Here is a 13,826-nt window from a genome sequence, read left to right as displayed (position 1 = left end):
AGCAGAAGGGGATCGTCTTTCGCGACGATTCGAGTTGTTATACAACCATGTATGACTCACAAGTACAACCGTGCGCTACACTTTTTCGAAAGCCCGGCCGCTTCCGGCCCTCCCCCTTCAGAGAGTCATTCCATGAACACCACACGTCCTGCCGTCACCGTGGTCGGCAGCATCAATTTGGACCTGATCGCCACCGCAGAGCGGCTCCCGACGGCGGGCGAAACCATCGGCGGCGCCGTCCTCTCCGAGCAGCCCGGCGGCAAGGGCGCCAACCAGGCCGCGGCCGCAGCCCGGCTCGGCGGCAGTGCCCGGATGGTCGGCGCCGTGGGCCAGGACGCGTCCGGGCAGAGGATGCTGGACGCCCTGGCCGCCGCCGGCGTGGACACCTCCGACGTTGCCGTCCTGCCGGAGCCGACCGGAACGGCGCTGATCGTGGTTGACCGCGACGGCGAGAACCAGATCGTGGTGTGCCCGGGCGCCAACTCGCACCTGTCGCTGGACGGCGCGGAGTTTCACCCGGAGGAGTCGGTGCTGTGCCAGCTCGAAGTGGGTCTGGACGTGGTGCTGGAGGCGGCCCGGAAGGCACCGGGCTTCTTTGTGCTGAACGCGGCGCCGGCCATGGACCTGCCGGTGGAGCTGCTGGACCACTGCGACCTGGTGGTCGTCAACGAGAGCGAGTACGCCCTGATCCCCGCGCTTGCGGAGGCGAAGCTGGTGGCGGTGACGTACGGCAAGGACGGCTCGGCGATGTTCGAGCATGGCCGGAAGGTGGCCGAGGTGCCCTCTGTTGCGGTGTCGGTGGCGAACACGGTGGGCGCCGGCGACGCGTTCTGCGCCGCCCTGGTTCTGGCGCTGCGGAGCGGGCTGGACTACACGCGGGCACTGGCCGTGGCCAATGCTGTGGGTGCTGATGCCGTGCGTGACCCGTCGTCGCAGCCGGATTTGGCACAGCTGGGCCACTACGTGGAGCGGACGGCTTCTGCTTCGGGCGCTTCCTCGTGACTGTTCTGTTCCGGCGGGCTGTGCGGGCGGACTTTCCGGAGGTTCGGCGCATCACCCGCGACGCTTATCTCCGGGCCGGGCACTTTGCCGCCGACCATCCGTCCATGATCGTGTTGGAGGACGTGGAGCACCGCGCCGAGCATGCCCAGGTGTGGGTGGCGGAGGCCGCGGGGAAGGTAGCGGCGGCGGTGACGCTGACGTTCGCGGGCCAGCCATACAGCGAGATCGCGCGGGACGGGGAGCTGGAGTTCCGGATGCTGGCGGTGGACCCCGCGCACCAGGGCGGTGGTGTGGGCAGGACCGTGGTGCGGGAGATCGTCGAGCACGCCGGTCAGCTGCCGGGTATCGAGGCGATCAGCATCACCAGCGCCACGTTCATGGAACGCGCCCACGCCCTGTATGAGTCGCTGGGCTTTCGCCGGGTGCCCGAGCGGGACTGGTACGTGCCGGGAGAGGATGTGCTGCTGTGGGTGTTCAGGTTGGAGCTATAGCGGGCGGTTGAGATTATCCACCCCCTCGCCTCCGTGGAGGAGCTTTCGGCCAAGTTCGAGGGGACGGCGTCCACCATCCGCCGGGACCTGGCGCTGCTGAACTCGCCGGGCCGCTGGCCAGGACGTATGGCGGCGATGACGCTGGGCGCGCACCCGGAGGCGTCGCTGCGGCAGCGCACAGGCGAGGCGTTCGAGCAGAAGCATGCGATCGCCAGGTGGGCGGCGTCGGTGGTCCCGCCCGGGGAGAACATCCTGCTCGGCCCCGGCTCCACTGTGGGTGCCCTGGCGCACGAGCTGCGCGGGTTCGGTCAGCTTGCGGTGACGACTCCTAGTCTGAATACTTGCAGGAGTTGGTCGATTCTGAGGGCATCGACGTGGTCTGCCTGGGCGGCTGGTGAGGCGGCGCTGGAGCGGATGAGCTTCGACCGGGTGTTCCTGGGTGCCGACGCAGTTACTGCCGACGACGGCATCTGCGAGGCCGACCACGCCCAGACCCGGCTCAAGGAGCTCATGGCCAGGCGGCGGTCCGTTTACGTTCTGGCTGACTCCTCCAAGCTCGGGCTGCGGCCCTTCCACGCGTGGGCGCGGCTTGCGTTGCCCTGGACCTTGGTGACGGACGACGGCGCCGACCCAGCCCAGGTGCAGAAGTTCCGGGACGCCGGGGTGCAGGTTGAGGTGGCAAATGTTGGCGACTGAGGAAAGATCCAATATGAAGGAACATCCTCACGACTTCATAAACCCGGCAGCGCTAGCGCTTGCAGTTGTGGCCATCCTCGCGCATTGTAAGTAAGCTGGCAGCCGGCGCCCGCCTGGAAGAGCGAGTCCTCGGCATCCACCTGGATGCCACGGACCGGCACGGACTCGGCGGCCTCAATGGATTCAATCGCTGTAGTCGTTCGTTTGGACGGATTGACCCGGTCCTGTTTGCGTGGAAGGCGAAAGCATTCGGCGACGTGGCGAGGAATGAAGTGGATCCTCCAGGTTCCGCCGTCCCTGGACAGTTTGTGGGGGGCGAAGGTCCTCATTGGTTGCTCGCCCAGTGACCGCAGGAGTCTCACGGCATCGTTGACGAGCCGTTCACGCCCGCAAAAGCCAACCCCGCTCCGGCTCGCCCAACCGTCCGAGTCAAGCAGGCCCTGCAAAAGGGCAGTCCGCTGCGTGACAGACCCCTCCAGGTACTCCTCGGGGATGTGCTTGTTGCGAAAGCATGACAGCCTTCGCAGCGCCCGCGCGTCGGCTCCGCCCATATCAGCACCGAAGCCGATCTTGGATGAGAACGACATACGAGTGCAGTTACCCTTTTTGGCTCCGACCGGGTGTACTTCGACCCCGATGGCATCCATGCTGGCCATGAAAGCGTCAAAGTCTTCATCGCCGACCGTGATGTTGCATGCGCCCGTGCTCCCGTCACCCAGCCAGTAGCCGAGCAGGTAGGGCTCTACGGGAAGATCGCGGTCCGGTGCCTGCTGCGGGCCGGGGGTTGGAATACTCCAACGCTTCGCAGTGTGCTCATACATCTGGCGCGTTGACCACACGCGATTGTATGCTGCCGGCCAGCCCGTCGGCCGCGCCTGCCACATTTGGTCCTCTGAGGCCACGACCGACGTCCCGTCCCGGAAGGTGAGACGGAAGCAGTTTTGATCGGTCTGGACGGGGAAGGCTTCGACAACGGTTAGTGGCTCTCCCGTGGTGCCGTAGATTTTGTCGCCGACCTGGAGCTTACCCATAGTAGTCCAGCCGTTTGGGGTAGGGACCGGCGTGTCCAGGGCTAGGGCTGCAGTGGCTTCGAAAATGACACGCGCACCCCCTACGGACCGGAACTTTGCACTCTTGGCGCGTAGCTTTCCTTCTCGTTCTTCTGCCGTATCAACCTCTCGTAAGAGAGTGAAAAGTGGAACGCTCTGTGCTTCCAGCCTTCTGTCCATGCCCAGCCAACTCCTTCTTGGTATGTGTGGAAGCATAAAGACCAGCTCTGACACTGGCCCTCATAAGGGTTAACTCTTTGCGGCAACCATGCCTTATCACTGGATGGCAGCATCAGCCTGTACCCAAAAGCCCAAGAAGGGGCGACCTCCGGTGGCGGTAAAAAACATCGGGGCGAATGGCGGAACGAGCAGCCCGGCGGCGAGGTGGGTAACAGCGGCCTCGGCACGGCTGGTGCAACGCACTGACGGGCCATGGCCTTGCCATGATGAGCCTCGGCAGCGGATGGAGGCGCCTGGCCAATTCCCGGGCGGACCCCGCCCGGGTGCAGAAGTTCGGCGACGCCGAGGAACAGGTCGAGGTGGCTTCGGTTCCAGTAATGCCCGCAGCGGTGGAATGCCCTCGGGGGTTCTGGGCTTGGTCGCTAAGGCGTGCGCTATGGCTGCTTCTCCCTCGGCCGCGTCGGGCGGATCTTCGACAGTTACCGGCGAGAGGTGACCGCGTACCCTGCCGGCGGGTTGTACGACCGCTACGGCGGCGGCCAGTCCTTCAAAGATGTCGACTCCATGCAGCTCGGCGATGACTTCATGGAGGCGATCACCAGGGCCGTCGGCTCCTGCGACGTGGTGCTGGTGCTGTTCGGCAACGAGTGGACCACCATCGCTGATGACGGCGGCCGGTGCCGGCTCGATAACCCTGACGACTTTGTAAGCCTGGAGGCCCAGGTGGCCCTGACCCGCAAAGAGCAGGTCATCCCAATCTTGGTGGATGGCGCGCGGATGCCACGCGCGGATGAGCTGCGGGAGAGCATGGCGAAGCTGGGGCGCCGGCAGGTCCTGGAGTTCAGCCTCGCCACGCTTTTCGTTTGAGACCGCCGGCTGTACAAAGTGCTGGACGGGACCCTCGCCGAGATGCGGAGGAATCAAGACATCGGGAAGAACAGGAGAACGCAGAGGAGCAGACGCCAACGGCGGTCGCAACGGGACCGGGCGACACCCTACGTGTGAGCGGGAGACGCTGTCCCGGATACGGGGGCGGTTTCCCGCTGCGCGCTCATCCTGGGCGGGAGAGCCGACGTCGTTCTTCTGCTCCTGTTTATCGCCCTCGTAGTCACCAACTTCCAGAAGCCCTCACCCAGCGCCAACCATGCCGACGGGCAGGCACCGGTCCAGGCCGGGGGCGGCGGCATCGACGTCGACAGTTCCCCCGTGACGAGAGAAAGGGATCCGCCTGACCGGGCTGCAAGTCACAAGCCGTCGCAATCCCGGCACTCCCCGGCTGGGAGACACAGTCACTGTGAGCTATGCGCTGACGAACACCACTACCAGACAGTGCAACCGGATTACAGTTCGTGGGAGTGCGGGATGCCCGTAAACGCCAGAGTTTTGTTCCCGCAGACTTCACGCCAGCGCCTGTCCTCCGTGCACGAGACCCGCGGAGGCGAAACAAGAAGCAACTGTTATGGGCATACGTGTCAGTTGGGCTTAGGTGTGTTCATGACGAGAGCATTTACAGCCAAACTGGGGTAGTTTGGCACGAGCTTCGAGTCCGTCGCAAAGCGGAGACTGCCGGGGATAACGTGGCCTTCGCCTAAGTCCATTCCGTCGTATTGTTGGACTGCAAAGACCTGGACCTGCTCACCACGATAGGTGGCCGTCAGAGTCCAGTCTTGGGATGCACTGCCATTAAATTCGAGATGGAGCTTGTCTCCATCAACTTCTGTTTGTTTGGCCGTGTCTTCGTAAAAGCCCTCGGCCCATTCGAAGTTTTCGAGCCCTGGAACGTCAACGAGGCTTTCTAATATTGCCAGCGGTCCGTCATCATCCCATCCTTCTTCAACTGTCTCAACAATCGAAGTGAACCTCACCGCTCCCATGGAGAGACTTTGCACCGCTCCCTTATCGACCAGATAGGTTACACCGACATAGACTGCACTGTCTCGGTAAGTCCTCTGCGTGCCAGCTTCCTCATGCCCATCCTGGTACATGTCGTAGGTGACTTCGGGGCCGAGTATGTCAGTGACTATGCAGGCCTCGGCTGTTACGAGTTGCGATTTCTTGTCAAGCTTGGGTCGGGAGAGACCAACAAGGGTCTTCTTGCCGATTGCAGCAAAAGAAATGGTCTTTTCCTCTAAGTTCCATCCGCCCAGGTTGGTCCGTGAGTTGAAGGATGTGAGATCTAACTGTTTCAAATTGGCGTTAAGGAACGTAGCGCAACTTCTAACCAGCGCGTCAGGTGCCTGAATCATCCTGAAGATGTCATCGTTGAGGGCGTCCCGTTGCGCGAATACTTTAACGTCGCTGATCCCCCAGTTTTTATGCGCCTTAGAGACGTCACTGTCGCCGCTCAGGATCACGTAGGCGTCAGGCTTCTCTTTTGCCTGGTGGTAGTACGCCCGGTAGATGGCGCTATCAGCGGCACCCGTTTTGACCGACTTGTCTTTGTGAGTCTTTACGGCCCTACCATCCCTCGTGATGCGTTCACCGGGCGAACGCACCAGGATCTGATCCTTCAGCGCTTCAAGGGCGACGGGTTCAATCGAGACGATTTTGACGCGTTGACCCAAGCTGGTTATTCCATCTTGGACAAATTTCAGAGCGTCTTCGATTCCCGTGGGCTGGGCGTCGAGGTCGATACCAGCGCTCTTCAGATTGCTACGCGCCTGATTGAACTTGGCACGGTCCTCGCGTAGGTGGTCTGCCCATTCCCATACGACCGGCTCAGCGATCCACAGTTCCAGGCCACCGTGCTGTTCTGCCTGACGCGCAAGGTCCCGAAGTTGAACCTCGTTGTACCCGCCCTTTCCCACCGCATTCGTGTCCACACCAATTGCACGGACTTTGGCAACCCATTCGGGCAACTGATCTTGGGGTTCTTGGGAAGTTTCAATAGTCATAAGGGCCATCGTCTGTCACGTTGGCATTCGAGGCAAAACTAAATGAACGCAGAGCTAGGACTGTGCTTGCTTGGAACTAGCATTGCCTTTTAGCTTCCTTCGCTGGCCGGCCCGAAGTGCGGGCTGCATGGAAGGATAAAGCGCATCTACCTCTCCGCCACCGACTTGATCGTCGCCATAGTACTCCTGGGGGATGCGTCGCGGTTGGACCATGGGGCAAACACAAGGACTCGGGCGGGAGGGTGGAAGTCGAATGAGTGCGAACGTGTCCGCGTCGGAGCACCTTTAGGCCGCTTATGGGCTGATCCGTGGGTGCCCGCATCCCCCGAGGAGGAAGCTTTGGCCTGCGGCTGGCATGTTTCATCACAGAGAACCTAGCTGTCCTGACAATCGTTCCGAGTAGGCGACATGAGTCTGACTGGCCGTTGGCAGATCCCACCTATGGGTGGAAGCAGCCAGCAGTGTGTGTTTGGACAAGGGAATGTCAATAGTCACGCCATAATGGAGGGCATGACAGAGGCAACTGCAGGCGGAAGCGTGATGACGAAACCGCGGCATATTAAATCCCGGGAGCGAGTGCGGGACCTCGGCGAGGTGTACACCCAGCCGCGCGAAGTCCAAGCGATGCTCGACCTCGTCCCCGATACATTCACCGATGTCGACACTCGTTTTCTCGAACCCGCCGCAGGTGATGGCAACTTCCTCGTTGCAATCCTCGATAGGAAACTTGCGCTCATCGACGAAGGGAAATTCGGGGGAACCGTCGAACGGATCGAATTCGCGCTTCTGCGCTGCTTGGCTTCCATCTACGCGATCGACATTGACGAGCAGAACGTCGAGGAAGCTCGCGACCGCATGTTCGCAATGGTCACAGCGGCAGCCGCCTTCGACAACGGCGAAGCCTCGGATGCATTCTGCCGTGCAGCACTCGAGATCCTCCGAACGAATGTCGTCGTAGGCGACTCGTTAAACGGAGCGAATCAGATCGTATTCGTCGAGTACACGCCTCTGCCTGGCGAGCGCTTTCAGCGCGTTCTCTCGGAGCTAGAGCCGCCAGAGATTGACTTGTTCTACGAGCCTCCGACGCCGCTGCCGACGGTGCACTACTCGGAGTTGGGGGCATGACCGCTGTAGCGGTCGCGGTGACACTCGACCAGCGGACAGACGTACATGTGCCAGATGTGCTGGAGACTCTCACGCAGTTGCCGAACGACGACGTCTACACCCCGCCGAAGGTCGTCACCGCGATGCTCGACATCTTACCTGAGCATGTGTGGTCGGAGCCGCACTACAGATGGCTGGACCCTGCCGCGAAGTCAGGCATTTTTCTCCGCGAGGCGTTCAAGCGACTAATGGTCGGTCTTGCTGACTGGGAACCAGATGGCCGCAAGCGTCGCGAACACATCCTGAAGAACATGCTTTTCGGTGCCGCCACCACACAGCTTAACGGCGAGATCGCCCGGCGCACGCTCTACCAGACGAAGAACGCGACTGGTGCCGAGGTTACAGACCCGGCTCTGACCGACCTCGTCGTCGGTTTTGACTCGACGGCGGGGAACATCCCGTTCGTCGAAACCGAGCATGCGTTCGCCATTAGTACTGCGAACCGGAAGTGCCGGTACTGTGGCGCACCTCAAGCGCTAGTGCGGGCTCAGCGTGAGTCCTACGCGTACTCCTTTCTTCATAACACTTACCCAACGAAGGATATGGCTGACATGAGATTCGATGTCATCGTGGGCAACCCGCCCTACCAGATCGGCGTCGAGGGCACCAAAAGAGCTAAGCCGATACATCAGTTGTTCGTGGATCGTGCGATCAAGATGAACCCTCGTTACATCGTTATGGTTACTCCATCCCGTTGGTTCACTGGTGGATTTGGGCTCGATGATTATCGGGATCGGATGATCAATGACCGCAGGCTGGTGAAGATCGTGGATCATCCAAAGATTTTCGACGTGTTTCCCCAAGCGAAGATTCGGGGCGGGGTTTCATACTTCCTATGGGATCGCGAGTACGACGGCGACTGTGAGTTCTCGACGCGCGTGGACGGCGAGATTGTTTCGACAGTGATTCGAGACCTACGCGAGGGGCACGGGGTGCTCATACGGGACAATGCGGCATCGGCTGTCATTCAGAAGGTGCTTCATCTCTCCAAAGAATCAATTGAAGAGTGGTTCTATCCCCGTTTGGCCTTCAGCCAAGAGTGGAGGACGAATTACAGGGGTGAATCGAACCGACCATTTTCTGGCGGTCTGCCCATCGTTCACAACAGCGGCATCGGTTACGTCGCCCGTCAGTCGTTCGAGCGGAACCACGAACTGGTAGACAGATGGAAGGTTTTGCTCCCAAAGGCGAGCAGTGGGGATACGGCGCAGGACGCCACAGGTCGCATCGTGGATGTAGTGCTGGGAGAACCGATAGCTCTTGCGCCTGGCTCGGTTTGTACCGAGTCCTACTTCGTCGCGGGCTCGTTCGGCTCCGAACGAGAGACTGAAAACTACGCCCATTATCTAGCCACGAAATTCGCTCGGTTTCTGGTACTGCAGCGCAAAGCGACACAGGACATCACCGCCGATCGGTTCCGGTTTGTGCCTCGGCTCGATTTCACTCGTCGTTGGACGGATGAGGACCTGTACGACCGGTTCAAGCTGACGCAGGAGGAAATCGACTACATCGAGGCCTCGATCAAGCCCCGGTCGGTCAATTTCTCCCTCGACTCTCCAATCCCCGCGACCCATCTCCCCGGTGGACGGAAGTACCGTGCTGGGGACGTCTCGGCCGAGCCCGAAATCGAGGACGGTGACGACGAATGAAGACCGACGTCGTCAAGCCGAAGGACGTCTTCTACAACCCGACACGGCTCGTTGTGCCGCTTTTCCAGCGGCCCTATGTCTGGTCGAAGGAGACGCAGTGGGGGCCGCTGTGGCAGGACATCGTTCGGCTGATCGAGGTGATCTCACAGCACAACCCGACCGCGACGCACTTCCTTGGGGCGATCGTTATCCAGCAGGTGCCGACGCCCCTCGGCGCGTTGCCCACGTGGAACGTGATCGACGGCCAGCAGCGGCTCACGACCCTGCAAGTCCTCCTTGATTCGCTTCATACCGAACTGGAGCGCCGAGGGTGGGCGCAACTCGCCGGCCAGATTCTGCCGCTTATAGAGAACCCGTCCGATTACCGAGACGATGAGAACGATCGTTACAAGTTGTGGCCCACGAATCGCGACCGTGAGGGATTCACCTCGGTGATGTCTGCCCCAGCGCCGGTCGACTACTCGTCGATCGTGAAGTCCAGGCTGGGTGATGCGCACGAGTTCTTCGCTGAGGCGATCACCCACTGGCTGGGCGACGACGACATGGCCGAGCGACGTGCCCGGATGCTCGTGGCTACCGTCATGGATCGGCTTGAGATAGCGAGCATTCGCCTCGACACGAACGAGGATGCGCAGGCGATCTTTGAGACCCTTAACGCTCGTGGCACGCCGCTGTCGGCCGCCGACCTCATCAAGAACTTCGTCTTCCAAAACCTCTCGAGCACGCCGCTGGACGCGGAGAAGGCCTATCTGAACTACTGGACTGAGTTCGAGACACCGTGGTGGGAGACCCAGATCACCACCGGTCGAATCAAGAATCCCCGTGCCTCGCTGTTCTTGTGGCAGTGGCTCACAGCGCGCACCCTGCTCGACTTCCCGATCCGCGAAGTGTTTACGCAGTTCAAGCATTACGTAAACACCGTCGCCAAGGACCTCAGCGTACTGCTTCCGCAGATCAAGGCTGCCGGCGATCGGTACCGGTCGATCATCGAGGGCGCGGCGAATGTTAGCGGCGTGCTCAGCCGGGTGGAGCTGTTCAGCTACCGCGTTGGGACGCTTGACTCAGAGATCGCGCGCCCGCTGCTGATATGGCTCGACGAGCCGGAGCAGGCCACGGTTCCTGAGGCTGATCGGGAGCGCATCCTCGCGATCCTGGAAAGCTGGTTTGTGCGGCGCGCGCTGGTGAAGGCGCCGTCGCAGGGTTCGAACCGATTCATTATCGACCTCATGCAGCACCTAAGCACGCAACCGAAGGACGTACTAGCCCACGCCACCGAGGCGTATCTCCTCGCGAACCACACCACCGTCGGATACTGGCCCGGTGACGACGAGGTTAGCGAGGCGCTGACCGGCGCGCCCGCGTATTGGAAGTACCTGCGCGGCCGTCTGCGGATGGTACTCGAAGCCTTGGAAGACGCCAAGCGCGGCTACCCCGATGGGACGCAGCTCGCGATGGGGCCGATCGTTCGCGGCAAAGGCACGATCGAGCACCTGATGCCGCAGAGTTGGCGCAAACACTGGCCTGCTGATCTCACCGATGAGCAGGAGGCTGTGCGAGACCGTACCGTTCAGCAGCTGGGAAACCTCACCCTGGTCACGCAGAAGCTCAACAGCAAGATCAACAACGGGGCGTGGTCGACCAAGCGAGATCACTTCCTCAACCACGACGATGTTCTTATCACCAAGGACGCGATGAATCTCGCCTCGGAGAAGTGGGACGAGACAGCCATCGAGCAGCGCACCGCGTTGCTCATCAACCAGATTCTCGGGATCTGGCCAGCTCCTGAAGGGCATGTCGGCCTCGGTGGAGTCCCCGTCACACCGCCGACTTCCATCAGCGTGGATGTAGCGCAGCTCGTATCGTCGGGCTGGCTGGAGGTGGGAACCGAGCTGACCACAAGGCATTCGACCTCCAAGCATGCAGGCGTTATCGCATCGGTTGCGCAGGACGGCCGTATCTTCGTCGGTGATGTGCCTTACGCGACGCCATCGGCTGCGGCGGTGGCAATCACCGGGACGGAGACGAACGGATGGTGGTGGTGGGTCATCACGGCGACCGGAAAGTCATTACAGGATCTCAGGACCGAGTACTTGGCAAGTCTCGGCGAGTCTGATGCTGAGGTCATCGACGAAGTCGGCGATGAGGTTATCGTGCTCGATAGGGACGATGACTCGGAGGACGACGCCGCGTGACGAACTACATCTACGCCTACACCCACGCGGGTAACGCGAAGCCGTGGCGGCGTGCGACCGGGCAAACGGGCCACACTTGGATCAAGGTCGGCGAGACCGCGACTCCCGGGATTGGCCGTGTGCACCAACAGGTCAACACCGCCTTCCCTGGGCTCCGGGGCGTCGAGATCCTGTTCCATTCCGAACCCGCGACGAAGCCGGACGGTAACGACTTCCGCGACCACGACGTGCACGATGTTTTGCGGCGTGCCGGAGTCGTCAATCCGGGCGGGGAATGGTTCGAGGCAACTGAGGCCGAAGTCTGGGCCGCGGTCCGGTCACTGCAGCACGGCTTGCCCTTTAACCCGGCCCGCATCCAGAACTTCGAGACGCGCCCCGAGCAGAATCGTGCAGTCGAGCGGACCGCTGCCTTTTTTCGAGCGCACTCCACGGGAGCGCCCAAGTATCTGTGGAATGCAAAGATGCGTTTCGGAAAGACCTTCACCACCTACCAACTCGCGAAGGAAATGGGCTGGACCAAACTGCTCATCCTCACATACAAGCCAGCAGTGCGCAGCGCATGGCGTGACGACCTACTCAGCCACGTCGACTTCATTGACTGGCAATATGTCGACCGTGACACCCCGCCCCACGAAGCGGACGCGATGATCGACAGCGGGCGACCGACCGCCTGGTTCGCATCGTTCCAAGACGTGATCGGACGCGATGCCGAAGGCCGGCCAAAGGAACGCAACGAGACTTTGCACATCGTCGACTGGGACTGCATCGTCATCGACGAGTTTCACTTTGGCGCCTCAACCGCGGCGGCTCGAGAAGTCTACGACCCACAAGACAGGGCCGAGGCCGCAATCGCGGAGATGTTCCAAAAAGCGGCAGATGATGCCAACGACACCGAAGCCGATGTTGTCCCCGAACTCGACTACGGCCTGAAGACCAAGTACCACCTGCACTTGTCGGGGACCCCATTCAAGGCAATTACGAACGGCGACTACGACGAGTCCGAAGTCTACAACTGGACCTACATCGACGAGCAGCGAGAGAAAAAGAACTGGGACGGATCCAAGGGCCGCAACCCCTATAGCGAGCTGCCCGAGATGCGAATGTATACCTACGCAATGGGTACGCAGGCTGGCGAATGGGCCGGGAACGGCGAGTTCGACGGCTTCGACCTGAACACCTACTTCAAGGCAAAGAATGCCGAGAACCGTTACATCTTTGAGAAGCCGGACTACGTCGCCTCATTTCTCGACCTCATCCGCGGCAAGAAGGCACTACCCGAGCGGATGATCGAATCCGGGAAAGCGAACGCACTCTTCCCATACGAGGCCGCTGAGTTCAAGGACGCCGTGCGGCACTCAGTCTGGTATATGCAGGACGTCGCCGCGTGCGAGGCGATGGCCGATCTTCTGCGTAATGACCCTTTTTTCTCCACATTCGAAATCTACGTCGCCGCCGGGACGAAAGCGAAGATCGGCGCACAGGCCCTCCCACCCCTCCAAGCGGCAATCCGCCGCGCGGACGAGACTGGAAAGTCCGGATCGATCACTCTGTCGTGCGGGAAGCTGATGACCGGCGTCACCGTACCCGAGTGGTCGTCGATCTTCATGCTCCGTTCGCTGAAAGCCCCTGAATCGTACTTCCAGGCCGCGTTCCGGGTGCAGTCGCCATGGAAGAACGACGGTGAGATCAAGAAGGATATCGCCTACGTCTTCGAGTTCGACCCAAACCGAGCACTGTCTCTCGTCGCGCTCTACGGTACGGAACTGGCGAACAACTCCGCCGACCGGAAGGCGACCCAGGCCTCGGTCCTCGGGGAGCTGATCAACTTCCTCCCGATCTTCGCAATCGATGGAGGACGGATGGAACAGCTCGACGTGCAATCGATCCTCGAGTGGGCCCACGGTGGGATCGGTGCGAACGCGCTAGCCCGCCGCTGGCGGTCGGCCGATCTGTATAACCTCAACGGGGTCACGATGGATCGGCTGCTCCAGGATGCCGACCTCATAGCCGAGCTGGAACAGATCGAGGATTTCCGCACTATCCGCGAGGAAGCCGAGAAGATCGTCACCGCTTCGAAGAAGCTATCTGCCGTGAAACGGGCTGGCGGCGGAGCCAGAGAACAAAGCAGGCCGAAGAAGGAAATCGCCGAAAGGCGAAAGAACATCCGGGAGAAGCTCAAGAAGGTCTCCGCGAAGGTGCTGATCTTCATGTACCTCACCGACTTCCGCGAAGAACGGTTGGTACACGTCATCGAATCGCTCGACACCGAGTTGTTCCTGCGATCCACGGGCCTGTCGCTTGGCTCCTACGCGAAGCTGACAGAGATCGGCGTGATTGACGTCGGCAACATGACCGATGCGATTCAAAAATTCCGTTACTTTGAAAAGAAGAGCATTGAAGTGCTGGTTTCGGTCGGAAGGGAATGATGTTGTGGCGACGGACGGGGTGGGTGCTGGGGCTGTAGCGCTCTGGGACGCATTCGCTGCGCTCCCCGGGCTCGTTAGCTGAG

The 13,826-nt window shown here is 61.0% G+C and carries 10 protein-coding genes; 8 read left to right on the top strand and 2 right to left on the bottom strand.

All coding sequences use genetic code 11. The features are described 5' to 3' along the window. Positions 1-132: 132 nt before the first annotated feature. Genes ACFVVC_RS18445 through ACFVVC_RS18435 form a run of 3 tightly spaced genes read left to right on the top strand, consistent with a single transcriptional unit; the run spans position 133 to position 2,189 of the window. A complete protein-coding gene (locus ACFVVC_RS18445; RefSeq protein WP_387456509.1) occupies positions 133-1,002 on the top strand; it encodes a ribokinase in 870 nt (289 codons plus the stop codon). Between the two features lie 5 nt (positions 1,003-1,007). Then, positions 1,008-1,493, top strand: a complete 486-nt coding sequence (locus ACFVVC_RS18440; protein WP_387456611.1) for a GNAT family N-acetyltransferase — start codon at positions 1,008-1,010, stop codon at positions 1,491-1,493. 33 nt (positions 1,494-1,526) lie between these two features. Further along, positions 1,527-2,189 (top strand): DeoR/GlpR family DNA-binding transcription regulator, encoded by a 663-nt coding sequence (locus ACFVVC_RS18435; RefSeq protein ID WP_387456506.1) that lies wholly within the window; start codon positions 1,527-1,529, stop codon positions 2,187-2,189. A gap of 35 nt (positions 2,190-2,224) precedes the next feature. Here ACFVVC_RS18435 and ACFVVC_RS18430 read toward each other — a convergent pair whose 3' ends face one another. Continuing rightward, the gene (locus ACFVVC_RS18430; RefSeq protein WP_387456503.1) at positions 2,225-3,220 is read right to left on the bottom strand and encodes a hypothetical protein; all 996 of its coding nucleotides are present in this window, start codon (positions 3,218-3,220) and stop codon (positions 2,225-2,227) included. Positions 3,221-3,910: 690 nt separating this feature from the next. Here ACFVVC_RS18430 and ACFVVC_RS18425 point away from each other — a divergent pair. Continuing rightward, on the top strand, positions 3,911-4,285 hold the full coding sequence (locus ACFVVC_RS18425; protein ID WP_387456501.1) for a hypothetical protein: 375 nt from the start codon (positions 3,911-3,913) through the stop codon (positions 4,283-4,285). Positions 4,286-4,890: 605 nt separating this feature from the next. Here the strand turns inward: ACFVVC_RS18425 and ACFVVC_RS18420 are convergent. Then, positions 4,891-6,312 (bottom strand): hypothetical protein, encoded by a 1,422-nt coding sequence (locus ACFVVC_RS18420; RefSeq protein ID WP_387456499.1) that lies wholly within the window; start codon positions 6,310-6,312, stop codon positions 4,891-4,893. A 510-nt stretch (positions 6,313-6,822) separates the two neighbouring features. Between ACFVVC_RS18420 and ACFVVC_RS18415 the strand changes: the two genes are divergently transcribed. Genes ACFVVC_RS18415 through ACFVVC_RS18400 form a run of 4 tightly spaced genes read left to right on the top strand, consistent with a single transcriptional unit; the run spans position 6,823 to position 13,743 of the window. Beyond that, positions 6,823-7,437, top strand: a complete 615-nt coding sequence (locus ACFVVC_RS18415; RefSeq protein WP_387456497.1) for a hypothetical protein — start codon at positions 6,823-6,825, stop codon at positions 7,435-7,437. Next, positions 7,434-9,125 carry an Eco57I restriction-modification methylase domain-containing protein gene (locus tag ACFVVC_RS18410; RefSeq protein WP_387456495.1) on the top strand — a complete coding sequence of 564 codons (1,692 nt, stop codon included), beginning with the start codon at positions 7,434-7,436 and terminating at the stop codon, positions 9,123-9,125. Before ACFVVC_RS18415 ends, ACFVVC_RS18410 begins: the two co-directional genes overlap by 4 nt. Further along, the gene (locus ACFVVC_RS18405; protein WP_387456492.1) at positions 9,122-11,317 is read left to right on the top strand and encodes a DUF262 domain-containing protein; all 2,196 of its coding nucleotides are present in this window, start codon (positions 9,122-9,124) and stop codon (positions 11,315-11,317) included. Before ACFVVC_RS18410 ends, ACFVVC_RS18405 begins: the two co-directional genes overlap by 4 nt. Then, the gene (locus ACFVVC_RS18400; protein ID WP_387456489.1) at positions 11,314-13,743 is read left to right on the top strand and encodes a hypothetical protein; all 2,430 of its coding nucleotides are present in this window, start codon (positions 11,314-11,316) and stop codon (positions 13,741-13,743) included. The genes ACFVVC_RS18405 and ACFVVC_RS18400 overlap by 4 nt, the downstream gene beginning before the upstream one ends. The last annotated feature ends 83 nt before the right edge of the window (positions 13,744-13,826 follow it).

This window comes from Pseudarthrobacter sp. NPDC058196 (assembly GCF_042882685.1).
Lineage (GTDB): Bacteria > Actinomycetota > Actinomycetes > Actinomycetales > Micrococcaceae > Arthrobacter.
The sequence above is the reverse complement of the archived record's forward strand: the minus strand, read 5'-3'. Positions and strand labels throughout refer to the sequence as shown.

Bases quoted from the DNA above. Each gene is read 5' to 3' on its own strand.
- ACFVVC_RS18445 (WP_387456509.1), top strand. From the start codon at position 133: ATGAACACCACACGTCCTGCCGTCACCGTGGTCGGCAGCATCAATTTG.
- ACFVVC_RS18430 (WP_387456503.1), bottom strand. From the start codon at position 3,220: ATGGGTAAGCTCCAGGTCGGCGACAAAATCTACGGCACCACGGGAGAG.
- ACFVVC_RS18420 (WP_387456499.1), bottom strand. From the start codon at position 6,312: ATGACTATTGAAACTTCCCAAGAACCCCAAGATCAGTTGCCCGAATGG.
- ACFVVC_RS18415 (WP_387456497.1), top strand. From the start codon at position 6,823: ATGACAGAGGCAACTGCAGGCGGAAGCGTGATGACGAAACCGCGGCAT.
- ACFVVC_RS18410 (WP_387456495.1), top strand. From the start codon at position 7,434: ATGACCGCTGTAGCGGTCGCGGTGACACTCGACCAGCGGACAGACGTA.
- ACFVVC_RS18405 (WP_387456492.1), top strand. From the start codon at position 9,122: ATGAAGACCGACGTCGTCAAGCCGAAGGACGTCTTCTACAACCCGACA.